At 62.2% G+C, this 26,341-nt stretch carries 24 protein-coding genes; 20 read left to right on the top strand and 4 right to left on the bottom strand.

The genetic code is table 11. The features are described from left to right. Window positions 1-165 precede the first annotated feature (165 nt). Genes gap through tkt form a run of 3 tightly spaced genes read right to left on the bottom strand, consistent with a single transcriptional unit; the run spans window position 166 to window position 3,782 of the window. A complete protein-coding gene (gap, locus tag AKL25_RS00640) occupies window positions 166-1,179 on the bottom strand; it encodes a type I glyceraldehyde-3-phosphate dehydrogenase (RefSeq protein ID WP_050475722.1) in 1,014 nt (337 codons plus the stop codon). A gap of 9 nt (window positions 1,180-1,188) precedes the next feature. Further along, complete coding sequence (locus tag AKL25_RS00635) at window positions 1,189-1,791, bottom strand: GNAT family N-acetyltransferase (protein WP_050475721.1); 603 nt, start codon at window positions 1,789-1,791, stop codon at window positions 1,189-1,191. Continuing rightward, complete coding sequence (gene tkt, locus AKL25_RS00630) at window positions 1,788-3,782, bottom strand: transketolase (protein WP_050475720.1); 1,995 nt, start codon at window positions 3,780-3,782, stop codon at window positions 1,788-1,790. The genes AKL25_RS00635 and tkt overlap by 4 nt, the downstream gene beginning before the upstream one ends. A 327-nt stretch (window positions 3,783-4,109) precedes the next feature. Between tkt and AKL25_RS00625 the strand changes: the two genes are divergently transcribed. The 14 genes from AKL25_RS00625 to AKL25_RS00555 all read left to right on the top strand — a co-directional run bounded on the left by AKL25_RS00625 (window position 4,110) and on the right by AKL25_RS00555 (window position 17,966). Continuing rightward, a complete protein-coding gene (locus AKL25_RS00625; RefSeq protein ID WP_050476087.1) occupies window positions 4,110-4,835 on the top strand; it encodes a 16S rRNA (uracil(1498)-N(3))-methyltransferase in 726 nt (241 codons plus the stop codon). 194 nt (window positions 4,836-5,029) lie between these two features. Next, complete coding sequence (locus tag AKL25_RS00620; RefSeq protein ID WP_050475719.1) at window positions 5,030-5,506, top strand: YidB family protein; 477 nt, start codon at window positions 5,030-5,032, stop codon at window positions 5,504-5,506. A gap of 314 nt (window positions 5,507-5,820) precedes the next feature. Continuing rightward, the gene (gene atzF / locus AKL25_RS00610) at window positions 5,821-7,659 is read left to right on the top strand and encodes an allophanate hydrolase (protein ID WP_050475717.1); all 1,839 of its coding nucleotides are present in this window, start codon (window positions 5,821-5,823) and stop codon (window positions 7,657-7,659) included. Between the two features lie 86 nt (window positions 7,660-7,745). After that, window positions 7,746-8,762 carry an ABC transporter substrate-binding protein gene (locus AKL25_RS00605; protein WP_050476086.1) on the top strand — a complete coding sequence of 339 codons (1,017 nt, stop codon included), beginning with the start codon at window positions 7,746-7,748 and terminating at the stop codon, window positions 8,760-8,762. Window positions 8,763-8,764: 2 nt separating this feature from the next. Continuing rightward, window positions 8,765-9,643, top strand: coding sequence for an ABC transporter permease (locus AKL25_RS00600; RefSeq protein ID WP_157050403.1), 879 nt, complete (start codon window positions 8,765-8,767; stop codon window positions 9,641-9,643). Further along, window positions 9,640-10,485, top strand: coding sequence for an ABC transporter ATP-binding protein (locus tag AKL25_RS00595; RefSeq protein ID WP_050475716.1), 846 nt, complete (start codon window positions 9,640-9,642; stop codon window positions 10,483-10,485). Before AKL25_RS00600 ends, AKL25_RS00595 begins: the two co-directional genes overlap by 4 nt. A 70-nt stretch (window positions 10,486-10,555) precedes the next feature. Continuing rightward, complete coding sequence (locus tag AKL25_RS00590) at window positions 10,556-11,653, top strand: BMP family ABC transporter substrate-binding protein (RefSeq protein WP_050475715.1); 1,098 nt, start codon at window positions 10,556-10,558, stop codon at window positions 11,651-11,653. Window positions 11,654-11,790: 137 nt separating this feature from the next. Next, window positions 11,791-12,933, top strand: coding sequence for an ABC transporter permease (locus AKL25_RS00585; protein ID WP_050475714.1), 1,143 nt, complete (start codon window positions 11,791-11,793; stop codon window positions 12,931-12,933). Then, window positions 12,926-13,846: an ABC transporter permease gene (locus AKL25_RS00580; RefSeq protein ID WP_050475713.1), complete on the top strand. Its 921-nt coding sequence runs from the start codon at window positions 12,926-12,928 to the stop codon at window positions 13,844-13,846. The genes AKL25_RS00585 and AKL25_RS00580 overlap by 8 nt, the downstream gene beginning before the upstream one ends. A 16-nt stretch (window positions 13,847-13,862) precedes the next feature. Further along, entirely contained in the window at window positions 13,863-14,558 is a 696-nt protein-coding gene (gene biuH, locus AKL25_RS00575) for a biuret amidohydrolase (RefSeq protein ID WP_050475712.1), read from the top strand. A 2-nt stretch (window positions 14,559-14,560) separates the two neighbouring features. Then, window positions 14,561-16,153, top strand: a complete 1,593-nt coding sequence (locus tag AKL25_RS00570; RefSeq protein ID WP_050475711.1) for an ABC transporter ATP-binding protein — start codon at window positions 14,561-14,563, stop codon at window positions 16,151-16,153. After that, a complete protein-coding gene (locus AKL25_RS00565; protein ID WP_050475710.1) occupies window positions 16,150-16,836 on the top strand; it encodes a cysteine hydrolase family protein in 687 nt (228 codons plus the stop codon). The genes AKL25_RS00570 and AKL25_RS00565 overlap by 4 nt, the downstream gene beginning before the upstream one ends. Then, window positions 16,833-17,213: an oxalurate catabolism protein HpxZ gene (gene hpxZ, locus AKL25_RS00560; protein WP_050475709.1), complete on the top strand. Its 381-nt coding sequence runs from the start codon at window positions 16,833-16,835 to the stop codon at window positions 17,211-17,213. The genes AKL25_RS00565 and hpxZ overlap by 4 nt, the downstream gene beginning before the upstream one ends. Window positions 17,214-17,273: 60 nt before the next feature. Next, the gene (locus AKL25_RS00555) at window positions 17,274-17,966 is read left to right on the top strand and encodes a GntR family transcriptional regulator (RefSeq protein WP_050475708.1); all 693 of its coding nucleotides are present in this window, start codon (window positions 17,274-17,276) and stop codon (window positions 17,964-17,966) included. Window positions 17,967-17,989: 23 nt separating this feature from the next. Here the strand turns inward: AKL25_RS00555 and AKL25_RS00550 are convergent, their stop codons facing one another. Then, window positions 17,990-18,445, bottom strand: coding sequence for a GNAT family N-acetyltransferase (locus AKL25_RS00550; RefSeq protein WP_050476084.1), 456 nt, complete (start codon window positions 18,443-18,445; stop codon window positions 17,990-17,992). A gap of 286 nt (window positions 18,446-18,731) precedes the next feature. On the opposite strand from AKL25_RS00550, the gene AKL25_RS00545 reads away from it, so the two are divergent. The 6 genes from AKL25_RS00545 to AKL25_RS00520 all read left to right on the top strand — a co-directional run bounded on the left by AKL25_RS00545 (window position 18,732) and on the right by AKL25_RS00520 (window position 26,213). Then, complete coding sequence (locus AKL25_RS00545) at window positions 18,732-19,709, top strand: bifunctional riboflavin kinase/FAD synthetase (RefSeq protein ID WP_050475707.1); 978 nt, start codon at window positions 18,732-18,734, stop codon at window positions 19,707-19,709. Between the two features lie 106 nt (window positions 19,710-19,815). Then, the gene (gene ileS / locus AKL25_RS00540; RefSeq protein WP_050475706.1) at window positions 19,816-22,710 is read left to right on the top strand and encodes an isoleucine--tRNA ligase; all 2,895 of its coding nucleotides are present in this window, start codon (window positions 19,816-19,818) and stop codon (window positions 22,708-22,710) included. A 118-nt stretch (window positions 22,711-22,828) separates the two neighbouring features. Beyond that, on the top strand, window positions 22,829-23,338 hold the full coding sequence (gene lspA, locus AKL25_RS00535; RefSeq protein ID WP_050475705.1) for a signal peptidase II: 510 nt from the start codon (window positions 22,829-22,831) through the stop codon (window positions 23,336-23,338). Between the two features lie 67 nt (window positions 23,339-23,405). Next, window positions 23,406-24,614, top strand: a complete 1,209-nt coding sequence (gene coaBC / locus AKL25_RS00530; protein ID WP_050475704.1) for a bifunctional phosphopantothenoylcysteine decarboxylase/phosphopantothenate--cysteine ligase CoaBC — start codon at window positions 23,406-23,408, stop codon at window positions 24,612-24,614. A 37-nt stretch (window positions 24,615-24,651) separates the two neighbouring features. Next, window positions 24,652-25,101, top strand: a complete 450-nt coding sequence (dut, locus tag AKL25_RS00525; RefSeq protein ID WP_050475703.1) for a dUTP diphosphatase — start codon at window positions 24,652-24,654, stop codon at window positions 25,099-25,101. A gap of 20 nt (window positions 25,102-25,121) precedes the next feature. After that, complete coding sequence (locus AKL25_RS00520; RefSeq protein ID WP_050475702.1) at window positions 25,122-26,213, top strand: M48 family metallopeptidase; 1,092 nt, start codon at window positions 25,122-25,124, stop codon at window positions 26,211-26,213. The last annotated feature ends 128 nt before the right edge of the window (window positions 26,214-26,341 follow it).

Raw genomic sequence — 26,341 nt, 5'->3', positions numbered from 1 at the left:
TCGCAAAACGGTGTTTGCAACAGCCTTTCCGGTACTTGGCAAGTCCCTGGCAAAGTCCGGCTATTGATCCGCCCAATGTATTTTCTTAGACAACGCCTGACAAGCATGCGATGAAAAGAAGCCCAATTAGGCCGGATCAATGAGAAATGCCCGGTCGGACGCTTCTTATTTTGCCGAAACCAGCGCCACGGTCGTGTCCAGCATGCGGTTCGAGAAGCCCCACTCGTTGTCGTACCACGACGAGACCTTGACCAGACGGCCGGAGACCTTGGTCAGGGTCGAATCGAAGTTCGACGACGCCGGATTGTGGTTGAAGTCGACGGAAACCAGCGGCTCGGTGTTGTAAGTCAGGATGCCCTTGAGCGGACCGGCTTCGGAAGCGGCCTTCATGATGGCGTTGACTTCGTCCACGGTCGTGTCGCGTGCAGCGATGAACGACAGGTCGACGATCGAGACGTTGATGGTCGGCACGCGGATCGCGTAGCCGTCCAGCTTGCCGTTCAGTTCCGGCAGCACCAGGCCGACTGCGGAAGCGGCGCCAGTCTTGGCCGGGATCATCGATTGCGTGGCCGAACGCGCGCGGCGCAGGTCTTCGTGGTAGACGTCGGTCAGCACCTGGTCGTTGGTGTAGGCGTGGACGGTTGTCATCAGGCCGTTGACCAGGCCGATCTTCTCGTGCAGCGGCTGAACCAGCGGCGCCAGGCAGTTGGTGGTGCACGATGCGTTGGAGATCACGGTGTCGCTTGCCTTCAGCACGCCGTTGTTGACGCCGAACACGACCGTCGCGTCCACGTCCTTGCCTCCTGGTGCGGAAATGATGACTTTCTTGGCGCCGCCCTTCAGGTGGGCGCTGGCCTTTTCCTTGGTGGTGAAGAAGCCGGTGCATTCCAGCACCACGTCAACGCCCAGTTCGCCCCATGGCAGTTCTGCCGGGTTGCGCTGCGCCAGCACCTTGATGCGGTCGCCGTTGACGACGATGGAGTCGCCGTCGACTGTCACGGTGCCCGGGAACTTGCCGTGGGTGGTGTCGTATTGGGTCAGGTGGGCGTTGGTTTTTGGATCGCCCAGGTCGTTGATGGCCACGATCTCGATGTCGTGTTTTTTACCGCCTTCGTAATGAGCGCGGAGGATATTGCGGCCGATACGGCCGTAGCCATTGATTGCAACGCGGATAGTCATGTTTTCTCCTTAAGAAACAGTAGTAATCTTGCCGATGGATTGGATGTCGCGCCACCCGTAGGCGACTTCGATCAAATCCAGTTCGTCCCACTTGAAGGTCTGTTCAGCCAGCAGCTGCGCATCGAGATGGGCGTAGAAATCACGCGCCTTCTTGTTTTGCGCCAGCACCCAGACCAGCATGTTGGGCGCGCCAGCAGCGCCCAGTGTTGCAGCCACGTCAGTCAGCAGGCGACGGCCGATGCCGGCGCGCTGAGCCGAGGGTAAAACGTATAAGGCCGTCAGTTCGGCATCGAAATCGAGCTTGCGTTCCGCCAGCGTGATGCCGGCGGCGAAACCGACCAATTCACGATCGTTGCCCTCGCCGATTTCCGCGACAAAAGTGCAGGCCGCATCGGATGCGGCGCTCAGCACGCGCGTCCACATGCGCGTGCTGTCTTCCGTCTTCATGCTATCCAAATAGGCATCCGGAATCATGCCGCGGTAGGCGGCACGCCAGCTGTCGATGCGCACCTGAGCAATCAGGGCGGCATCGTCGACCGTCGCGCGCCGGACCGTTACCGGGCCGACGACGTTGGTAATATCCTTGCTCCGATCTTTGCCGCTCACACTCATGCCAGGATCGACTTTGCCTTGGCGACGACGTTTTCGACGGTGAAGCCGAAATGCTTGAACAGCACACCTGCCGGCGCCGATTCGCCGAAGGTGTCGATACCGACCACAGCGCCTTCCAGGCCGACATATTTATGCCAGGTCGAGGTCACGCCGGCTTCGATCGCCACGCGCGGCACGCCGCGCTGCAGGACGCTTGCCTTGTAGGCGGCGTCCTGACGATCGAACACGTCGGTACATGGCATCGACACCACGCGCGCCGGGATGCCTTGCACCGCCAGTTCGTCGGCCGCCTTGACCGCCAGTTCGATTTCCGAACCGGTCGCGATCAGGATCACCTTGGCGTCCTTGGCTTCTTTCAGAATATAGCCGCCGCGCTTGATGTCGACGACTTGTTGCGCTGTGCGCTCCTGGAACGGCAGGTTCTGACGCGAGAAAATCAGCGTGCTCGGACCATCGTTGCGCTTGACTGCCTGTTCCCATGCCACGGCCGATTCGACCGTGTCGCATGGACGCCAGTTGTCCAGGTTCGGGATCAGACGCAGGCTGGAAACGTGTTCGACCGATTGGTGCGTCGGGCCGTCTTCGCCCAGGCCGATGGAGTCGTGGGTGAACACGAACAGCGAACGGATCTGCATCAGCGCAGCCATGCGCAGCGCATTGCGGCTGTAGTCGGAGAAAGTCAGGAAAGTCGCGCCGAACGGGATGTAGCCGCCATGCAGGGCGATACCGTTCATGATCGCGCTCATGCCGAATTCGCGCACACCGTAGTTAATGTGGTTGCCGGCGACGTCGGCGCGCACGGCCACCGATTCCTTCCAGTTGGTCAGGTTGGAGCCGGTCAGGTCGGCCGAACCGCCAAGGAATTCAGGCAGCACTTGCGCGTAAGCCTGGATGGCGTTCTGGCTGGCCTTGCGGGTGGCGATGGTTTCTTTCTTTTCGATGGTGCTGGCGATGTAAGCCTGCACCGCCGCGTCGAAACCGGCCGGCAGCTCGCCCTTCAGGCGGCGCACCAGTTCGGCGGCTTCGGTCGGATACTTGGCCTGGTAGGCCTGATACAGCTTGTTCCACTCGGCTTCCAGTTGTTGGCCTTGCGCCTTGCCGTCCCAAGCGGAATAGATGTCGGCAGGAATTTCAAACGGCGCCGAGGTCCAGCCCAGCGCTTCGCGCACGGCCGCAACTTCCTTGTCGCCCAGCGCAGCGCCGTGGACCTTGTCGGTGCCGGCCAGATTCGGCGAGCCCTTGCCGATCACGGTCTTGCAGCAGATCAGGGTCGGCTTGTCGGCCAGCTTGGCTTGATGAATGGCGGAGTTGACCGCTTCGACGTTGTGGCCGTCCACCGCCGGGATCACGTTCCAGCCGTAGGCTTCGAAACGCTTCGGGGTGTCGTCCTTGAACCAGCCTTCAACGTGGCCGTCGATGGAGATGCCGTTGTCGTCGTACAGCACGATCAGCTTGGACAGGCGCAGCGTGCCGGCCAGCGAGCAGGCTTCGTGCGAGATGCCTTCCATCAGGCAGCCGTCGCCGACGAACGCGTAAGTATAGTGATCGACCACCGCCAGGTCGGGCTTGTTGAATTCAGCAGCCAGCAGCTTTTCCGCCAGCGCCATGCCGACGGCGTTGGTGACGCCCTGGCCCAGCGGACCGGTGGTGGTTTCCACGCCCGGCGTGATGTGGACTTCCGGATGGCCGGCAGTCTTGGAATGCAGTTGGCGGAAGTTCTTGATCTCTTCCATCGGCAGGTCGTAGCCGGTCAGGTGCAGCAAGGCGTATTGCAGCATCGAACCATGTCCGTTCGACAACACGAAACGGTCGCGGTTGGCCCATTGCGGATTGGTCGGGTTATGGCGATAGTGCTTGGCCCACAATGCGACTGCGATTTCCGCCATCCCCATCGGCGCGCCTGGGTGTCCTGAATTTGCTTTCTGTACTGCGTCCATTGCCAGCGCGCGGATCGCGTTGGCCATCTTATCGGTAGGGAGTGTGGAAGTCATGTCGATGTCAAAGAGTTGCGGATTGCGGTCGAATCATTGCCGTTCTGGCGGTTTGCGCGCGATAAAGCAGTTTGCCGTCATTCACGCGCATGTCGAATGCCTTGCCGGTCGACCCGGATGAACTCCCGGACCAAGCCAGACTGAGCCAAGTATTTTACCAGACAGTAGCCCGAAGAATTAAAATCAAGCGTCGCCGCCGGGGCCGAAAAAGCACACCTGCAGGCAAGTTTCACTGATTTTCCGCGAATTTCCCTGGCGTTTTCTCTGCCGGCCCGGCGCCCCGGAATTGTTCGTTTCACCGTTTTCACTCATCAGGACCCGTTGATCATGCCCCGCTTTTATTGCCCCGACCCGCTCGCCATCGGCACGACGCTCGCCCTGCCCGACCAGGTTGCGCATCATGTACAGGTGATCCGGATGCAGGTCGGCAATCCCATTACGCTCTTCAATGGCGAAGGCGGCGAATACACCGCCGTCGTCACCCAGATGGAGAAAAAGCGCGTCTACGCCGAAGTCAAAACCTTTTCCCCGCGCGAAGCGGAGCTGTCCTACGCCGTCACGCTGGCGCAAGCGCTGCCGGAAGCGTCCAAAATGGACTGGATCATCGAGAAAGCCGTCGAACTCGGCGTCACCGCCATCCAGCCGCTGGCCGCCCAGCGCTGCGTGGTGCGCCTCAACAGCGAGCGCGCCGAAAAGAAGCAAAGCCACTGGCAAGGCATCATCCACGCCGCCGCCGAGCAAAGCGGCCGCAATCGCCTGGCGCAATTGTCGCCGCTGACCGATTTCAGCAGCTGGATAGCCCAGAGCGACCTGCACAAACGCATCCTGCTGTCGCCGCGCGGCGAGCAATCGCTGTCGGACTGGGCGCGCCACCATCCGGCGCAGGCGCTGAGCCTGATGGTCGGCCCGGAAGGCGGCTTTACCGACGCCGAAGAAAACCTGGCCTGCGACCACGGCGCGCTGATGCTGTCCATGGGGCCGCGCGTGCTGCGCACCGAAACCGCGGGCCTCGGCGCGCTGGCGGCGATCAACGCAATCTGGGGCGAAATGTAAATAAGGATAAACAAGGGTAAAAGGGAGAGGAACGAAGGAAACACGGAGGGACCGAAAATCGGGCCATCTCGACATCCTTCGACAACGCCGGAGAGCGGCAGACCGTTGTACCAGCTTGTTGCATCGTCGTTTCGGCCATCCGCCTACGGGCGTGCCGCAACGTATCCCTCATCACTTTGATTCTGGAGAATTTCATGGGCTTACTCGACAGCGTACTTGGCGCACTCAACAACAATGCAGGCAATGCCTCCGGCGCCCCCGCCGATCCCAAGGCAGCATTGATTCAGGCGGTGCTGAGCATGCTCGCCAACAATAACAATCAGTCCGGCGGCTCCGGCGCGCTGGCAGGGCTGGGCGGCCTGGGCGGCTTGCTCGGCACGCTGCAAAACGCAGGCCTCGGCCAGATAGTCGACTCCTGGATCGGCACCGGCCAGAACCAGCCGGTCTCCGGCGACCAGGTGTCGCAGGCGCTGGGCGACGATCAATTAAGCGGCCTGGCGCAGGCCACCGGGATTCCGCAAGGCGACATCGCCGGCCATCTGGCGCAAATCCTTCCCGGCCTGGTCGATCACCTGACGCCTGGCGGACAGGTGCCGGAATCCGTCGGCGGCAACCTCGGTTCGGAAATCGGCAATCTGCTGGGCGGTTTTCTCGGCGGCAAGTCTGCCTGAGTCCTCATGCGATTACTTGCTCATAAACAAGTAATCTGAGGTGATCCCACAAACGCCTGCACCGAAATCTGGTGCAGGCACCAGTTTGGCCTAACAAGCTGCGCCAGTTCGGATCACCGCCCTCACCTTCTTCACCAAACCTCGCTGTTCGCCCCGCGCTCTTCCACCATCGGCGCACCGCCGCCAAACTAGCCTCCATATTGCTTTCCGGGCATTTCTCGTTTCGATTCCAGGCGATTTGAACACCCTGAAAACACTTCTGGCACGGTACCTGCTTAATGTTTTTCATCTTGTATTCAAGAATGAATATAAACATGTCAGCAAATACTCTCCGCCAAAATTCCGCCCAATCCCCGCAACGGACGATCGCCGACGTACTGGCTTCGTACCGCACCGGCAGCCTCACTCCAGGCAAGCTGATTGGCGACTTGCTCACGCAAATAGAACACGCCGACCGCGGCGAAGTCTGGATCAGCCGCGTACCGGCCAAGACGCTCAAGCAACAGGCCGCCGCGCTCGATCTGATGTTGCAGATCAAGGGCGAGGCGGTGTTCGAATCGCTGCCGCTGTTCGGCATCCCGTTCGCGGTGAAAGACAACATCGACGTCGCCGACATGCCGACCACCGCCGCCTGCCCGGAATTCAGCCACGTGCCGCAAGTCAGCGCCACCGTGGTCGCGCGACTGCAACAGGCCGGCGCACTGCTGGTCGGCAAGACCAATCTGGACCAGTTCGCCACCGGCCTGGTCGGCGTACGCTCGCCGTATGGCGCCGTGCGCAACTCGCTGCGGCCGGAATATGTCTCGGGCGGTTCCAGCTCCGGCTCGGCCGTGGCGGTCGCCCTGGGACAGGTGCTGTTCTCGCTCGGCACCGACACCGCGGGCTCCGGCCGCGTGCCGGCAGCCTTCAACAATCTGGTCGGCCTGAAACCGACGCGCGGCCTGCTCAGCGCCAGCGGCATGTTCCCGGCCTGCCGCACGCTGGACTGCATCTCCATCTTCGCGCACGACGTCGCCGACGCCTGGCGCGTGCTGCAAAGCGCGGCCGGATTCGATGCCGGCGACGCCTATTCGCGCAGCCCGGTGATGCTCGGCGTGAAGCGCCGCGGCTATCGCATCGCCGTGCCGCAAAAGCCGGAATTCTATGGCGACGACAACGCCCGGCTGGCCTACGAACAGGCGCTGGAAAAGATCGCCGCCATGCCCGGCGTCAGCATCACGCGCATCCCCTTCGACGCCTTCACCGACGCCGCGCAATTGCTGTATCAGGGCCCATGGGTGGCGGAACGCCGCGCCGCGCTGGGCGACTTCTTCGACGCTCATAAAGAAGCGATCCATCCGGTGGTCAGGGAGATCACCGAGCAGTCCGACAAGTTCGACGCGGTCGACGCCTTCAACGGCCAATACCGCCTGGCCGAGCTGCGCCGCGAAGCCGAAACCCTGCTGCAGCACACCGACCTGCTGCTGGTCCCGACCACCACCACCATGCCGACCATCGCCGCAGTGGAAGCCGATCCCATCGTGCGCAATTCCCAGCTCGGCTACTACACCAATTTCGTCAACCTGATGGACATGGCCGCGCTGGCGATTCCCGCCGTGTGGCGCAAGGACGGCCTGCCGGCAGGGATCACGCTGATCGGCCCGGCCGGTTCCGACCACTTGCTGGCGGAAGCCGGCGCGCAGTTCCAGCAACTGCTGGGCGGCGCAGCGCAAGCCGACGCCGTCGCCGCCGCGCCACTGCCCTTCAACGAAGCGACCGTCAAGGTCGGCGTGGTCGGCGCGCACCTGAGCGGCCAGCCGCTGAACTGGCAATTGCTGGAAGCCGGCGCGCGCCTGCATGCCAGCACCATCACCAGCAAACACTACCGTCTCTACGCGCTCGCCAACACCACACCGGCGAAACCGGGATTGGTGCGCACCAATGGCAGCAATGGTGATGACGGCGCCGCCATCATCACTGAAGTCTGGGAAATGCCGCTGCGCAATTTCGGCAGCTTCGTCGCTGCGATTCCGGCGCCGCTCGGCATCGGCACCATGGAGTTGGCAGACGGAAGCAGCGTCAAGGGCTTCATCTGCGAACCGGCCGCGCTCGACAATGCACGCGACATCACCGGCTACGGCGGCTGGACCGCTTATCTCGCCGCAAAAATCTGATCAAGCTTTCAAATTTATTTCCGCCCCCACCTTACGGAGCCAGCATGAAAAAGACAGTACACCCGGACACGACGAACACTCCCATCATGCAGACAACGCAGGTTGAATCAGGGGTTAAATCTACACCGCGCCGCCGTTTCCTCGGCGCCGCCGGCACGGTCGCGACCACGCTGGCGCTGGGCGGCGCGCCTGCCATCCTGCGTGCACAGAGCGTGCCTATCCGCATCGGCTACTGGCCCGTCGCCGCCGGCCTGCCTTTCTATGCGGCAGTCGAAGCGGGCTATTTCAAGGAAGCCGGTCTCGACGTGCAGCCGATCAAATTCGCCGGCGCGCAGCAAGTGATGGAAGCCATGCTGTCAGGTCGTGCCGACGGTTCGGCCAACGGCACCGGCGCCGGCAATCTGGCCATCGGCGAAATCGCCCAGCCGGGTCTGTTCAAGATCTTCGCCACCAACCCGAGCAATGCACAATACGTGCTCGACGAGTTCCTGGTGCCGAAAGACAGCACCATCAAATCGATCGCCGAACTCAAAGGCAAGAAAGTCGCTTCCGGCCCCGGCATCCAGAACGTCACGCTGGCCAAGACCGTGCTCGAACGCGCGGGCGCCACCGGCGCCACCGTCACCGAACTGCCGATCGGCCAGCACGTCGCCGCACTCGCGGCCGGCCAGGTCGATGCCGTCTACACGCTGGAGCCGACCGGCACCGTCGGCCGCATGAACAACACCACCCGTGTGCTGGAAGCCGGCGTCATCGCCAAGTACATCCTCGGCAATCCGAACGCGCCGTGGCACGGCGGCGCGGCGGCGCTGACCACTGAATTCATCAAGAAGCATCCGGCGGAAACCAAAAAATACATCGCCGCCTACACCCGCGGCATCGAACTGATCCGCAAGACGCCGGAAAAGGCGCGTCCTTATCTCAAGGGCTACACCGCCATCGAAGGCTCGCTCACCAATGAAGTGCCGCTGGCTTCCTACATGCTCTACAACGAGTTCAAGGCCAGCGACGTCGCCTACTTCCAGAAGTTCTACGACCTGTTCGTCGACAAGGGCATCTTCGCCTCGCGCGTGATGGTGGATTCACTTCTTTACAAGGGTTGATCATGGCTGACTCCGCTACTGCCGTCATTGCTGCTGACGGCGCCAATAGTGCCCCTAAGCCGGACACCGCAGCCGCTCCTGCTGCTGAAATCAAAACAGCGCCCGTCATCAAGAAACGCCGCACGCCGCCAGCCTTCGGCAAGCTGCTGCCCATCGTCGGCCCGATCGCCTTGTTCATCATCTGGGATCTGGTGGTGCGCGCCGGCTGGATCAAGGCAATCCTGCTGCCGACACCCGGGGCCACCCTGATCACGCTGGTCAACGGCCTGGCCGGCGGGCCGCTGCTGACGGATTTTCTGGTGACGGTGATGCGCACGCTGGAAGCCTTTCTCATCGCCGCAGTGGTCGGCGTGCCGCTCGGCGTTCTGCTGGGCAGCAACGAGCGCGCTTATCGCAGTGTGGAGTTCCTGATCGACTTTTTCCGCTCGACACCGTCGTCGGCGCTGATCCCGTTGTTCCTGCTGATCTTCGGCGTGTCGGACATCAACAAGGTCGCCATCGCCGCCTTCGGCGCGCTGTTGATCGTCTTGTTCAACAGCGCTTACGGCGTGCTCAATGCCCGCAAGCAGCGCGTCATGGCAGCCAAGGTCATGGGTGCATCGCGCTGGCAGATCTTCAAGGACGTGCTGCTGTGGGAAAGCCTGCAACCGACCTTCGTCGGCCTGCGCAGCGCGGTGTCGATGGCGCTGGTGATCGTGATCGTGGCCGAGATGTTCATCGGCTCCGAAAACGGACTCGGCCACAAGATCATCGACGCCCAGCAAGTCTTGAATGTCCGCGAAATGTATGCCGCCATCCTGGCCGCCGGCGCGCTCGGCTATGCCCTGAACGTGGTGTTCATCGTGATCGAAAAACGTATCGTCCACTGGAGCGGAAGATGAGCGTCGTCATTTCCCCAAAACTGAAGTACGAAGAGCCGGTCGTCCCTTTCGTTCCCGGCCCGCCGGGCACGCACATCACGATCCGCGGCCTGACCAAATATTTCGCCGGCTGGCCCCTGTACGAGGATTTCAATCTCGACATCCCCAAGGGGAAAATCGTCTCGGTGTTCGGCCCCAACGGCTGCGGCAAGTCGACGCTGATCAACATGATCGCCGGCCTGATTCCTATCGACGCGGGCCAGATCCTGTTCGACGGCAAATCGCTGGCCGACACCAAGATCGGCTACGTCTTCCAGAACTACCGCGAAGCGATGTTCCCGTGGCTGCGCACCATCGACAACATTGCCTATCCGCTCAAGCTGGAAGGCAAATCCAAGGTCGAGATCAACCGCCGCGTGGAAGAACTGGTCGCCTCCTTCGACGTCAAGTTCGACCTCAATCGCTATCCGTACGAAATGTCCGGCGGCCAGCAGCAGACCGCCTCCATCATGCGCGCGCTGGCGCCGGGGCCGGAGGTGCTGTTCCTGGACGAACCGTTCTCCGCGCTCGACTTCGAGATGACGCTGTTCATCCGCGAAAAGCTGCAGGAAGTCTTCATGCAGACCGGCACCACCATGATGCTGGTGTCGCACGACCTGGAAGAAGCCGTCTACCTCGCCGACGAGATCCTGCTGCTGACCAAGCGCCCGACCAAGGTGGCACACATCCTGCATTACGACGATGCCCGTCCGCGCACCGTGGAGACGCTGACGCAGCCGCGCTTCATCGACGCCAAGAAGATGAGCCTGGAGATTTTCCAGACCGAAGTCCGGCGCGAAGCCACGGCGCAGCCGCCCAAATGATTTGCAGCACGATTTTTTGAACACTACTTTGCCAACAACACCACCAACGTTTCCCTGACTGGAGCCAAAGATGAACAACCGTCGTGACTTTCTCAAACTGACCGGCGCCGCTGCACTGGGCGCAGCATTTCCGTTGGACCTGCTGGCTGCCGCACCGTTGACGGTGGGCTTCATCTACGTCGGCGCGCGCGACGATTTCGGCTACAACCAGTCGCATGCGCAGGCTGCCGCCATCATCAAGAAAATGCCAGGCATCAAGGTCATCGAAGAAGAGAAAGTGCCGGAAACCGTGGCCGTGCAAAAGACCATGGAAGCCATGATCCAGCAGGACGGCGCGTCGCTGATCTTCCCGACTTCGTTCGGCTACTTCGATCCGCATGTGCTGAAAGTCGCGGAGAAATATCCCAAGGTGCGCATCGCCCACTGCGGCGGCCTGTGGACCGCCGGCAAGCATCCGCTGAACGTCGGCAGCTTCTTCGGCTACATCGAAGAGTGCGAATACCTGTCCGGCGTGGTCGCCGGCTACATGAGCAAATCCAAGAAGCTGGCCTTCATCGCCGCCAAGCCGATCCCGCAGGTGCTGCGCAACATCAACGCCTTTACACTGGGCGCGCAATCGGTCGATCCGGCCATCACCACGCACGTGATCTTCACCGGCGACTGGTCGCTGCCGGTCAAGGAAGCTGAAGCCGCCAACAGCCTGATCGACCAGGGTTGCGACGTCATCACCTGTCACGTCGACGGCCCCAAGGTCATCGTCGAAACCGCCGAGAAGCGCGGCATCATGACCTGCGGCTACCACGCCAGCCAGGCCGCGCTCGCACCCAAGGGCTACCTCACCGGCGCGGAGTGGAACTGGGCCACGCCGTACACCGAAATCGTCAAAGCCACCGTCGAAGGCAAGCCGATGGTCAACTTCCTGCGCGGCGGCCTGAAGGACAACTTCGTCAAGATGTCGCCATACGGAACCAACGTCAGCGCTGCGGCCAAGAAGAAAGCCGACGATGTGAAGGCGCAAATGCTGTCCGGTAAGTTCCAGATCTTCAAGGGTCCGATCAAAGACAACAAGGGCGCGGTCGTGATCCCGGCCGGCACGACGCAGGTGCAGACCGATGTCGCGCTGGAGAAGATGAACTATCTGGTGGCGGGCGTCGTCGGCCAGGTATGAAAACTGCTTAGTGCTATGTAAGGCCGGGGCGCAGGGAGGTTGGAGCGACGGGGACACGCCGCTCCAACGTACGCAAGACACAAACTACACGCGCCCTGTCCACCGCCGATTTTCTCGCCACTCATTGTTCATCGATCATGACCACACACGACCGCGCGGAAAACAGTGCATCCCTCTTAAGGCTCAAGGCCCGTGTCGCCGTCGTGCTGGCGCCGGTCTTGCCGACGCTGTGCGCGCTGGCCGGCGCACTGTTGCTGTTCGTGTTGTTTCTTCTGGTGCAAGGCAAGCCCGCCCTTGAGGCTTGCCAGTTGATTTTTCAGGGCGCATTCGGCTCGATGTTCGCCTGGCAAAACACCCTGCAACGCGCCGCCCCTTTGCTGTTGACCGCACTGTGCGTGGCGTTGCCGGCGCGCGTCGGCCTGATCGTCATCGGCGGCGAAGGCGCGCTGGCCATGGGTGGTTTATTTGCCGCCATACTCCCTTCTTTCCTGCCGGCGCTGTCGCCGTGGATCATGCTGCCGGCCATGGCTGTCGTCGCGATGATCGCCGGCGGACTCTGGATCGCGCTGTGCGGCGCCTTGCGTCAATGGCGCGGCGTCAACGAAACGATTTCCAGCCTGCTGCTTTCCTACATTGCAGTCGCATTATTCAAACATCTGGTGGAAGGTCCGCTGCGCGATCCGGCCAGCCTCAACAAACCTTCCACAGTGCCACTGCCGGACGCCTATCTGATCAATCCTTTGCCAGGACTCGACGTACATTGGGGATTGGTGTGGGGTGCGCTGGCTTGTGTGACGGCATGGATATTCCTGCGCCATAGCGTGACCGGTTTTGCCATGGCGATTGCCGGCGGCAACGGCCGTACCGCACGCCTGGTCGGCCTGCCGGTCAATCGACTGGTCGTCATCGCCTGCGCAATGGGCGGCGCGGCGGCGGGCCTGGCCGGCATGTTTGAAGTCACCGCCGTGCATGGCAGCGCCAACAGCGCGCTGCTGGCCGGCTACGGATTCAGCGGCATTCTGGTGGCCTTTGCGGCGCGCCAGAATCCGCTTGCCATCATCGTCTGCGCGGTCGTCATCGGCGGCGTCGAAGCCAGCGGCAGCCTGCTGCAACGCCGGCTCGACCTGCCTGACGCCACCACGCTGGTGTTGCAGGGACTGCTGTTCTGCAACCTGCTGGCGTGGGAAGCCATCACCGGCCGTCTCGGCGCACTGAAGACGCGCTGGCAGCAACAGGCACAACCCTTGCCGGCCACCGTCGCGGAGACCAGCCATGTCTGATTTCGATTTCACCACGCTGCTGCTGGCCCTGTTTGCCGGCGCGATCCGGGTCGGCACGCCCTTCCTCTTTGTCAGTCTGGGCGAATGCCTGACCGAAAAAGGCGGCCGCGTGAATCTCGGCCTGGAAGGCATCCTCGTGTGCGGCGCGATGACCGGCTACGCGGTGTCGTTCTTCACCGGTTCGGCTTGGCTGGGCGTGCTGGCAGCGGGCGCGTCCGGCATGCTGCTCGGCGCCTTGCACGGGCTGGTGTGCTCGCTGCCGCGCGTCAACGACATCGCCTTCGGCATCGCGCTGATGCTGCTCGGCACCGGCCTCGCCTTCTTCCTCGGCAAACCCTTCATCCAGCCGCAGGCGACGATGCTGCCATCGATCGATCTCGGCAGCTGGAGCAGCAATCCGCATCTGCATCACGCGCTGGAGATCAATGCGCTGTTCCTGATCGGCGTGCTGCTGGCGGCGGCGCTGCAATGGGGCCTGTCGAGCACCAGCTGGGGGCTGGCGCTGCGCCTGGTCGGCGACCATGCCGAAACCGCGCGCGCCCTCGGCTATCGCATCAATCTGACGCGCATCATCGCAACAGCCTGCGGCGGTTTTCTGGCGGCGGTGGGCGGCGCTTATCTTTCGCTGTATTACCCCGGCAGCTGGAACGAAGGCCTGTCCAGCGGACAAGGCCTGATGGCGGTGGCGCTGGTGATTTTTGCGCGCTGGCAGCCGCTGCGCTGCCTGTTGGCCGCGCTGCTGTTCGGTGCGGCCGGCGCACTCGGCCCAGCCTTGCAAGCGGTGGGCGTGACTTCCGGCTACTACCTGTTCAACGCCGCGCCGTATGCGCTGACCTTGCTGATCATGATCCTTACCTGCCGTCCCGACCGCACGCTGTCCAGCGCGCCGGGCGAACTCAGTCTTACCAGATAAATCAGGAGAAACCGACATGTCCGAATTGTTCATCCAGGCCGAACCCTATATGTGGCCCTACGACGGCGCGCTGACGCCGGGCAATACCGCGCTGGTCATCATCGACATGCAGACCGACTTCTGCGGCATCGGCGGCTACGTCGACAAGATGGGCTACGACCTCTCGCTCACGCGCGCGCCGATCGCGCCGATCAAAAGCGTACTGAGCGCCATGCGCGCCGGCGGCTACACCATCATCCACACCCGCGAAGGCCATCGTCCCGACTTGTCCGATCTGCCCGCCAACAAGCGCTGGCGTTCGCGCCAGATCGGCACCAACGGCGTCGGCATCGGCGACGATGGTCCGTGCGGCAAGATCCTGGTGCGCGGCGAAGCTGGCTGGGAAATCATTCCTGAACTGGCACCGCTGCCCGGCGAAATCATCATCGACAAACCCGGCAAGGGCTCGTTCTGCGCCACCGATCTGGAACTGGTGCTGCACACGCGCGGCATCCGCAACCTGATCCTGACCGGCATCACTACCGACGTCTGCGTCCACACCACCATGCGCGAAGCCAACGACCGCGGTTTCGAATGCGTGATGCTGGCCGACTGCTGCGGCGCCACCGATCACAACAACCACTTGGCGGCGCTGTCGATGATCAAGATGCAGGGCGGCGTGTTCGGCGCGGTGTCGGATTCGTCTTCACTGCTGCAAGCGATAGGAAAATAAGCATGCATGCGCTCGAGCTGGAAGTCATCGGCGCCGGCAAATCCTTCGGCGAGTTCCGCGCGCTGGACGAGGTCTCGATCAAGATCAAGGCCGGTACCATCCATGCGCTGCTGGGCGAAAACGGCGCAGGAAAAAGTACTTTGGTGAAAGGCTTGGTCGGCTACAGCCCGCTCGACCAGGGCATCATCCAGGCCGACCGCCGCGAGGTGGAAATCCGCGGCCCGCGCGTGCCCAATACGCTGGGCATCGGCATGGTGTATCAGCACTTCACGCTGGCGCCCAGCCTTTCCGTGGCGGAGAACCTGCTGCTGGCGCGCGGCCTCGTGCGCTGGCGTATCCACTGGAATCTGGAACGCCAGGCGCTGGAAGAATTCATGGCGGCGATGCCGTTCCGGCTCGATCTCGACCGTCTCATCAGCAGCCTGTCCGCCGGCGAAAAACAGAAACTCGAAATTCTCAAGCAACTCTACCTGCGCCGCCGCCTGCTGATCCTCGACGAACCGACCTCGGTGCTGACGCCGCAGGAAGCCGACGAAGTGCTCGGCCTGATGCGCGACCTGACGCGCCGCGAAGAACTGACGGTGCTGATGATCACGCACAAGTTCCACGAAGTCACCGCCTACGCCGACGACGTCACGGTGCTGCGCAAGGGACGCCTGGTCGGCAGCGCGGCAGTGGCCGACACCAGCCCCGCCGAACTGGCCCACTGGATGATGGGACAGGCGCGGGTCGAAAAAGAAACCGTCGCGCGCCCTCCCGTTCCGGCAGACGCGCCGGTCGGGCTGAAGGTGGATTCCCTGCTGGTGCTCAATGATCGCGGCGTCACCGCCGTCAATACGCTGTCGCTGCAAGTGAAGCGCGGCGAGATAGTCGGCCTGGCCGGCATCTCCGGCAACGGCCAGAAAGAACTGGTGGAAGCTCTGCTCGGCCAGCGTCGCCGCCTGTCCGGCGAAGTGCAGATCAACGGCGCCGACTATCAGGCCAGCCGCACCGAAATGCGCGAACGCAAAGTCTTTGCGCTGCCGGAAGAACCGCTGCGCAACGCCTGCATCGCCGGCATGAACGTCGCCGAGAATATGGCATTGCGCAATTTCGACGTGGCGCCATTCCGCCGCAGCGGCTGGCTGCGCTGGAGCGTCAATCGCGCCGCCATGCGCAAGCAAGCGCAGGCATTGATCGCCGCCTTCAACGTCAAGCCGCCGCTGCCGGAACGCGCCATCGGCACGCTCTCGGGCGGCAACGTGCAACGCGCCGTGCTGGCGCGCGAGCTGGGCGACTCGACACGGCAGGAAGATGCGGTGAACGTGCTGATCGTCGCCAATCCGGTGTTCGGCCTGGACTTCGCTTCGGTGGCCGACATCCATGCGCGCCTGTTGCAAGCGCGCGCCTTGGGTACGGCAATCCTGCTGGTCAGCGAAGACCTTGACGAATTGCTGGAGCTGTCGGATCGCATCCTGGTGATGACCGACGGCGCCATCGTGCACGCGACCGATGCCGCCGGCGCCGACCGCGCCGAACTGGGACGCTGGATGGCCGGACACGGCCAACACGAACATCCATCGATAACGCCTGAGACGCAACCGGAGACTGCATGATTACCGTCGACGCCATTCCCTATCCCTATCAATTCGACCGCCGCCACACGGCGCTGGTGGTGATCGACATGCAGCGCGATTTCGTCGAGGAAGGCGGCTTCGGCAGCGTGCTCGGCAACGACGTGCGGCCGCTGACGACCATCGTGCCGACGGTGGCGAAACTGCTGGCGCTGGCGCGTCAACACAACATGTTCATTGTCCACACGCGCGAATCGCATCTGCCCGATCTGTCGGATTGTCCGCCGGCCAAACGCAAGCGCGGCAATCCCGCGCTGGGCATCGGCGACGAAGGGCCGATGGGACGCATCCTGGTGCGCGGCGAACCGGGCAACCAGATCCTGCCGCTGCTGGCGCCGCAAGACGGCGAGCTGGTCATCGACAAACCCGGCAAGGGCGCGTTCTACGCCACCGACCTGCACGCGCAATTGCAGGCGCGCGACATCACGCACCTGCTGTTTGCCGGCGTCACGACCGAAGTCTGCGTCCAGACCTCGATGCGCGAAGCCAACGACCGCGGCTACGAATGCCTGATCGTGGAAGACGCCTGCGCCAGCTACTTTCCCGTGTTCCATCAGGCCACGCTGGCCATGCTGACCGCCCAGGGCGGCATCGTCGGCTGGAGAGCGCCCCTGGCCACGCTGCAAGCTTCATTCAAAGTCACCGCCGGAGAATCCGTATCATGAGTCCGCAAGTCAATCTGCCGCACATCGTAGAAGAAGTCGCACAAGCCTTTGCCGATTACGAACACGCCCTGCTGATCCACGACGTGCCCGCGCTGGACCGCTGGTTCTGGTACGACCCGCAGACGGTACGCTATGGCGTGGCCGAGATCCTGCTGGGCGGCGAGGCTATCCGCCAGTACCGCCAGACCTGCGCGCCGGTGCATCCCTCGCGCACGCTGCATCGCACGGTAGTCACGACCTTCGGCAGCGACTATGCTACTGTCAGTACAGAGTTTACTGCCGACGACTCGGATAAAATCGGCCGCCAGATGCAAACCTGGGTGCGCATGGAAGCCGGCTGGCGTATCGTCGCCGCACATGTCAGCCTGATGCAATGACGCTGTACCGACCTGACGCCGATAAATCCGATTTTCCTTTTGTATTGATGACGTTCCGCCATGACCGTAACTGCTGCAAATCCGCTTGCTGAACAGGTTTACAACCGGCTCAAGGAAGACATCTTCAATTTCCGCCTGCTGCCGGGCGACAACTTCACGGAAACCGAGATGGCGCTTTCCTACGGCGTCTCGCGCACGCCGTTGCGCGACGCCCTGTTCCGGATGCAGCGCGAAGGCTATCTGGATGTCGGTTTCCGCCGCGGCTGGAAGGTGCGGCCGATCGATTTCGACCGTCTAGACAATCTCTACGACCTGCGCATCGTGCTGGAAATGGCGGCGCTGGAACGCCTCTGCCAGAACCCCGATCCCTCCCCGGGTCTGCTGGCGTTGAATTCGGTCTGGCTGGTGCCGGAAGAAGAACGCGAAAGCGAAGCCGTCAAGGTGGCGGAACTGGACGAGAGCTTTCACACCAACCTGGTGGCCGCCGCCGGCAACGAAGAGATGACGCGCATCCATACCGAAGTGACCGAAAAGATCCGCATCGTGCGCCGGCTCGACTTCCTGAAGAAGAACCGCGTGCTGGCGACTTACGAAGAACACGGCAAGATCCTCAAGCTGATCGCCAAACGCAAGGCCACCGAAGCGCAGATCCTGCTGCGCGCCCATATCACGCAGAGCAAACTGGAAGTGCGCAAGATCACCATCTGGATGCTGGCCGAAGCGCGCCAGGAGCAAGTACAGACGCAAACGTAGTTACTGCGTCCCCTGCGAGAGGCTCAGAGACGCAGGGTCATGAACATGCTGTTCGGATCTTCACCGTAAGTCCCGAACGGACCACAGTAGACGAAGCCCACACTCTCATACAATTGCCGGGCCGGTTTGAAGGCATCGAACGATCCGGTCTCCAGGCTGAGACGTTCATAGCCGCGCGCCCTGGCCTGCCCGAGAATATGCGCCAGCATCGCCCGGCCCGCGCCTTTGCGACGCAGCGCCTCAGGCGTGCGCATGGATTTGATTTCGCCGTGCAAGCGATCAAGCTCCTTGAGCGCGCCGCAACCGATCAGTTGCGCATCCTCCCAAATCGTCCAGAACGTGATGTCCGGACTGCGCAGCTTGTCGAGATCGAGCGCGTGCACGCTTTCGGGAGGAGAAATCTCGCGCATGTTGCGCAGGTGTTCTTCGAGCAAGGCGTGGATGGCGGGGCGCGAAAGGTCGTCCACTTCTATCTGCATGGCTGTTTCCCTGGTGTCGTGATGGATGGCGGCAGACGTCTGCCTGATGCCGACATTATGCCCAGAGATGCGGAAGACGGCATTAATGCCGGACAACATTTCCATATTGAAATAATTTCAATATGACAACCCGATGGTGAAAACCGGCCTCGATAGCCGCTGTCCAGCCCCGGAACAGGCATCGCCATCGCTTGTTTCCCGCCGTTTCGCCGCCAAATCAGGGGTAAGCCTCCGAAAACATTTATAATGGAAGGCTTTTGCAACGGCATCACTTTTAACCTCTTCCATGAAGGTATTTCGCGGACTTCCCAATGCTGAATCGCGTGCGCCCTGCGCGCTGACGATCGGCAACTTCGACGGCGTGCACCGTGGCCACCAGGCGCTGCTGGCGCAGGTGCGCGAAGCTGCAACCCGCCTGAACCTGGATGCCGCCGTGATGACGTTCGAACCGCATCCGCGCGAGTTCTTCGCGCAACTGGCCGGCGCCCCGGAAAAAGCCCCGCAACGCATCGCCAACCTGCGCGACAAGCTGCAATCGCTGTCCAACGCCGGCGTCGACCGCGTGATCGTCGAACACTTCAACGCCAACTTCGCCGCCCTGTCGCCGCAAGATTTCATCGAAAAGATCCTGATCCAGGGCCTGCACGTGCGCTGGCTGCTGGTGGGCGAAGACTTTTGCTTCGGCTCGCGCCGCGCCGGCAACATCCAGACCCTGATCGACGCCGGCAAGCAGTATGGCTTCGAAGTGCACACCATGCCCAACGTGAACAACGAAGGCGTGCGCATCTCGTCGTCGGCCATCCGCGCGGCGCTGGCGAAGGCGGATTTTCCGCATGCGCGCCAGTTGCTGGGCCATGCGTATGCGATTTCCGGCCACGTGGTGCACGGCAAGAAGCTCGGCCGCACCATCGGCTTTCCGACGCTGAACATGCGTGTGGGCCACAAGCGTCCGGCGCTGTCGGGGATCTTTATCGTGCAGGTGCACGGACTGGGCGACCGCCCCTTGCCGGCGGTGGCCAGCCTGGGCGTGCGCCCGACCGTTGACGACAGCGGCCGCGTGCTGCTGGAAACGCATATCTTCGATTACAGCGGCGATTGCTACGGCAAGCTGCTGCGCGTGGAATTCTTGAAGAAATTGCGCGACGAAGAGAAATACGTCGACCTGCCGACATTGACGGCAGCCATTGAGCGCGATGCGCAACAGGCGCGTGCCTGGTTCAAGGAACAGGCGAGTTTCGCCGTGTCCGCCACCGACCGAATTTGACGCTGGCCCGCCCCGCTCGCCGGCAGTGATTTGCGGCGACGCTTCTTACCGTATCAACCGGCGCAGCAGCCGTCACCGATTTCCAGAATTTAACCGAAAACAACTTATGTCGAACAACGAATCCTCCAAGCCAAACAAGCCGGGCAAACCTGAAGGCAAGCCGGTCAGCAAGTATCCGGTCAACATGACCGAGACCGCTTTCCCGATGCGCGGCGACCTCGCCAAGCGCGAACCGCAATGGGTCAAGGAATGGCAGAGCAAGAAACTGTATCAACGCATCCGCCAGGCCTCGGCCGGCCGCCCGAAATTCATCCTGCATGACGGTCCGCCGTATGCCAACGGCGAGATCCACCTGGGCCACGCCGTCAACAAGATCCTGAAGGACATGATCGTCAAGGCCCGCAACATGGCCGGCTTCGACGCGCAATATGTGCCGGGCTGGGATTGCCACGGCATGCCGATCGAGATCCAGATCGAAAAGAAATACGGCAAGAACCTGCCGGTGGCCGAAGTGCAAGCCAAGGCGCGCGCTTACGCCAACGAACAGATCGAGCTGCAGAAGAAGGATTTCATCCGCCTGGGCGTGCTGGGCGAATGGGACAACCCATACAAGACCATGAACTTCTCCAACGAAGCCGACGAGCTGCGCGCACTCGGCACGATTCTGGAGAAGGGTTACGTCTATCGCGGCCTGAAGCCGGTCAACTGGTGTTTCGACTGCGGCTCCGCGCTGGCGGAAGCGGAAGTGGAATACCAGGACAAGCGCGACCCGGCCATCGACGTCGGCTTCCCGTTTGCGGAACACGACAAGATCGCCAAGGCTTTCGGCCTGCCCAAGCTGCCGACAGACAAGGGCTACATCGTCATCTGGACCACCACGCCATGGACCATCCCGTCCAACCAGGCGCTGAACGTGCATCCTGAATTCGATTACGCGCTGGTGCAGACCGAACGCAATGGCGAAGCGACGCTGCTGATCCTGGCCAACGACTTGGTCGAATCCTGCCTGCAACGCTTCGGCCTGGAAGGCAAGGTCATCGCTACCGCCAAGGGCGAAGCGCTGTCGCTGATCGCCTTCCATCATCCGCTGGCGACCGCCGACAAGGGCTATGACCGCCTGTCGCCGATCTATCTCGGTGAATATGTGACGGCCGACAGCGGCACCGGCATCGTCCACTCGGCGCCTGCCTACGGCATCGAAGACTTTATCTCGTGCAAGGCGCATGGCATGAAGGACGACGACATCATCAGCCCGGTCATGGGCGATGGCCGCTATGCCTCATCGTTGCCGCTGTTTGCCGGCCTGACGATCTGGGAGGCCTCCAAGCCGATCTGCGCCAAGCTGGAAGAAGTCGGTACGCTGTTCAAGCTGGTGATGTTCGATCACAGCTACATGCACTGCTGGCGCCACAAGACGCCGATCATCTATCGCGCCACTTCGCAATGGTTCGCCAGCATGGACAACACGCCGAAGGACGGCGGCAAGAGCCTGCGCGAAACCGCGCTGCAAGGCATCGAAGACACCGCTTTCTTCCCATCGTGGGGCAAGGCGCGCCTGCACGGCATGATCGCCAATCGTCCCGACTGGACGCTGTCGCGCCAACGCCAATGGGGCGTGCCGATGGCTTTCTTCGTGCACAAGGAAACCGGCCTGCTGCATCCGCGCACGCCTGAGCTGCTGGAGCAGATCGCCCAGCGCATCGAGCAAGGCGGCATCGAAGCATGGCAGACGCTGGATCCCAAGGAATTGCTGGGCGACGAGGCCGATCAGTACCTGAAGAACAAGGATACGCTGGACGTGTGGTTCGACTCCGGCTCGACCCATCAGACCGTGCTGCGCGGTTCGCACAAGCAAGAATTGCAATTCCCGGCCGACCTGTACCTGGAAGGTTCAGACCAGCATCGCGGCTGGTTCCACTCGTCGCTGCTGACCTCGGCTATGCTGAACGGTCGCGCGCCTTACAAGGCGCTGCTGACCCACGGTTTCGTGGTCGACGGCGAAGGTCGCAAGATGTCGAAGTCGCTCAAGAACGGCGTCGAACCACAAAAGGTGGCCGACTCGCTGGGCGCGGAAATCCTGCGCCTGTGGGTGGCGTCGAGCGATTACTCCGGCGAGATCTCGATCTCCGACGAAATCTTGAAGCGCGTGACCGAAGCCTATCGCCGCATCCGCAACACGCTGCGCTTCCTGCTGGCCAACACTGCCGATTTCGACATGGCCAAGAACGCCGTGCCGGTTGCCGAGATGCTGGAAATCGACCGCTATGCGATCGCCAACATGGCGAATCTGCAAAAAGACATCCTGACGCATTACGAGACTTACGAGTTCCATCCGGTGGTCTCCAAGCTGCAGATGTATTGCTCGGAAGACCTGGGCGGCTTCTACCTCGACATCCTCAAGGATCGCTTGTACACCAGCGGCGTCGATTCGCACGCGCGCCGTTCGGCGCAGACCGCGATCTGGCACATCACCCAGGCGCTGCTGCGCCTGATGGCGCCGACGCTGTCGTTCACGGCGGAAGAAGCCTGGAGCTTCTTCGCCGGCAAGGAAGCGTTTGCCGACAGCAGCGAAACCATTTTCTCGCAGACCTATTACACGCTGCCGGAAGTGGCGCAAGCCGAGGCGCTGGTCGCGAAGTTCAACGTGCTGCACGAAGTGCGCGCGGCGGTGACCAAGCAACTGGAAGAAGTCCGCATCGCCGGCAACATCGGTTCGTCGCTGCAGGCGGAAGTCGAACTCAAGGTCAGCGGCGACAAGGTAGCCCTGCTGCAAAGCCTGGGCGACGACCTGAAGTTCGTGCTGATCACCTCGGCGGCCAAGGTTACTGCGGTGGCCGCGGAAGCCGATGAAGCGATCGTGGTTACACCATCGGCCAACCAGAAGTGCGAGCGCTGCTGGCACTACCGCGCCGATGTCGGCTCGCATGCCGAGCACGAAGGCCTGTGCGGCCGTTGCGTGGCCAATCTGTTCGGCAGCGGCGAAACCCGCCACTTCGCTTAAGCATCATCAAGTATCAAGCAGACCGGCACGCGAGCATTCACCGATAGCGCGTGCCGGCGCTGTTGCAGAATATCCGTTTCCGAATATCCTTCTCTGACATCATCGACATCCATCATCCATGGCTTCCAATAAAAAACGCCTCATGCCCAGCTCCAGCAATAACAACAGTCTGCTGCCATGGCTGGGTATCTCGCTGATCGTGCTGCTGCTGGATCAGTTGTCCAAGATCACGATCCTCAAGCTGTTCCACTACGGCGAATCGCGTCCGGTCACCGGCTTCTTCAACCTGGTGCTGGTCTATAACAAAGGGGCGGCGTTCAGCTTCCTCGCGGCCGAGTCGGGCTGGCAACGCCATCTGTTCACCGCCATCGGCATCGGCGCGGCGATCTACATCATCTACCTGCTGCGCAAGCATGCCGGCCAGCGCATGTTCTGCTGGGCGCTGGCGCTGATCCTGGGCGGCGCCATCGGCAATGTGATCGATCGCATCGTGTACGGTCACGTGATCGACTTCCTCGACGTCTTCGTCGGCAGCTGGCACTGGCCGGCGTTCAATATCGCCGATAGTGCGATCTGCGTAGGTGCGGTATTGTTCGTGCTGGATGAATTGCGCCGCGTCGGCAAATAGATGACAGTCGGCAAGGCTGCGTTGATGACTGACGCCCTCGTGAATGAGTTCTATAAGGAGTAAGGCAATGGATCTCGCTGGCAAAAAAATCCTTCTCGGCCTGACCGGCGGCGTGGCCTGCTACAAGGCCGCCGAGCTCGCGCGCGGCCTGGGCAAGGCCGGCGCTTCGGTGCAGGTCGTCATGACGCAGGCGGCAACGCAGTTCATCACGACCGTCACCATGCAGGCGCTGACCGGCAACACGGTCTACACCGATCAATGGGATGCGCGCATCGAGAACAACATGCCGCACATCGATCTGACGCGCGGCATCGACGCCATCGTGATCGTGCCCTGCTCCACCGATTTCATTTTCAAACTGGCGCACGGCGCGTGCGATGACCTGCTGTCGACGCTGTGCGTGGCGCGTCCGCATGGCGTGCCGCTGATGATTGCCCCGGCGATGAACGTCGAAATGTGGCAGAACCCGGCAACCCAACGCAACATCGCGCAAGTACAGCAGGACGGCATCAAGCTGCTCGGCCCCGATTCGGGCGACCAGGCTTGCGGCGAGGTCGGCTACGGCCGCATGCTGGAACCGGAGCAACTGCTGGAAGAAATCATCGCAGCGTTCCAGCCGAAGTTGCTGGCCGGCCGCCGCGTGCTGCTGACTGCCGGACCGACTTTCGAGCCGATCGACCCGGTGCGCGGCATCACCAATCTGTCGTCCGGCAAGATGGGTTACGCCCTTGCGCGCGCCGCGCGGGAAGCCGGCGCCGAAGTCGTGCTGGTGTCCGGCCCGACGGCGTTGGACGCGCCTTACGGCGTGCGTCGTATCGATGTGCAGACAGCGCAGCAGATGCATGACGCGGTGTTCGCCAATGTCACGGGCCAGGACGTTTTCATCGCGGTGGCGGCGGTGGCCGACTGGCGCGTCGCCAATGTCAGCAACCAGAAGATCAAGAAGAACGCGGACGACGACAGCCTGCAATTGTCCTTCGAACAGAATCCCGACATTCTCGCCAACGTCGCGGCTTTGCCCAAGCGTCCGTACTGCGTGGGCTTTGCGGCCGAGTCCGAAAACCTCGAACAATACGGCGCCGCCAAGCGCGTGAAAAAGAATATCCCCCTGCTGGTCGGCAACATCGGCCATCAGACGTTCGGCAAGGATGAAAACGCGCTGACGCTGTTCGACGACAAGGGCCACACCAGCCTGCCGCGTGCCGACAAGCAGACGCTGGCGCGGCAACTGGTGCGCGAGATCGCGCATCGCTTGTCGACATCAGGCACACACTGATTCCGTACTGACTTTTAACTTAACGACTTTTGTTCTCATGAAAACTATCGACGTCAAAATCCTCGACCCGCGCATGAAAGACCAACTGCCCGCCTACGCCACCGCCGGCAGCGCCGGACTGGACCTGCGCGCCTGCCTGGACGCGCCGCTGACGATCGCACCGGGAACCACGCATCTGATCCCGACCGGCCTGGCGATCCACGTTGCCGATCCCGGCTATGCAGCGATCATCCTGCCGCGCAGCGGCCTGGGCCACAAGCACGGCATCGTGCTGGGCAACCTGGTCGGTCTGATCGACTCCGATTACCAAGGTCAGTTGATGGTCTCCACATGGAACCGCGGCCAGACCGAGTTTGTCCTAAACCCCATGGAGCGCCTGGCGCAACTCGTGATCGTTCCCGTCCTGCAGGTCGGCTTCAACGTGGTTGAAGAGTTCGACAGCAGCGAGCGCGGCGCGGGCGGCTTCGGCAGCACCGGCAAACACTAAGGAATACAAAGGAGTATTGGATGCGCGCAAGACACCAGGAATATTGGGGAAGAATAAAAATAGCGCTGGCCGTCGTTCCGGCAGCATTACTCGCAGCATGCGTCACACCGCAGGATGGCTCTACCCTCAACACACCTGCGCCAGCCGTGACTGCCCCGGTCGCCGTGAAGCCGCCGGTGCTGACGCCGGATCAGATCGCCCTGCGCGCGCTGGCGGCGCAGCAGGATCGTCTGTACAACGTCGCGGCGCCGCTGCTGACCAGCAACGCGCCGCTGTGCCGCGGCAATGCGCGCAACCTGCTTGGCTTCACCGCCAAGAACAAGTATTCCTATCCGGCGGAGTTCGTCAACGCAGCGCAATCGCTGGGTTTTGACGACCGCCTGCAAGTCACCGGCGTGTTGCCCGGCAGCGGCGCCGCCAAGAGCGGTATCCAACGCGGCGACGTGTTGCTGGCGGTTGCCGACAAACCGCTGCAGCAAGGCCCCGACGCCGAGCGCCAGGCGGCCAATCTGCTGGGACCGCTGGTCACCAACGGCCGCGCGCCGATCAAGCTGACCGTGATGCGCAACAAGGCGCAGCAAAACGTCATCGTGCCGCTGACGCTGGCCTGCGCCTTCAGCATCGAGCTGGGCAACGCCGACAACGTCAATACCTACGCCGACGGCCGCCGCGTGCTGATCACACGCGGCATGATGAATTTTGCGAAGTCGGACGAAGAGCTGGCCTACCTGATCGCCAAGGACATGGCGCACAATTCGTTGGGCCACGCCATTCGCCAGCGCATGGTGGCGACCACGGGCAGCGTGATCGACAACCTGATGCGCGCACAACCGGATCCGACCGCCGCAGCGGGCACCGGCGGCATTCGTCCATATCCGCAGGATCTGGACGCTGCAGCCGACAATCTGGCACTGTACATGCTGGTGCGCGCCGGCTACAGCATCGACGGCTATGCGGCCTTCTGGCAGCGCCTGGCGTCGCAGTATCCCGCCAGCGTGCCGAACGGTTATACGGCGCTGCATCCGGCAACGGCCTATCGCATGACCATGATCGACAAATCGATTCAGACGCTCAAGGCGAAGCAAGCTGCAGGGAAGCCGCTGACGCCGTGATGTGAATGCGGAGATGGCAACGGAGGCATCGATGCCATCACGCGCTTCCGGATGGCTTCTGGTTCGTCCGAACGAAGCACCGCACCAGCAGTGAAGCAACAAGACAGGCAACAAAGCAAAAAGGCCGG

Origin of the sequence: Herbaspirillum rhizosphaerae (genome assembly GCF_001189965.1) — a bacterium.
In the GTDB taxonomy this organism is placed as follows: Bacteria; Pseudomonadota; Gammaproteobacteria; order Burkholderiales; family Burkholderiaceae_D; genus Herbaspirillum; species Herbaspirillum rhizosphaerae.
This window is presented reverse-complemented; position numbering and strand designations above follow the sequence as displayed.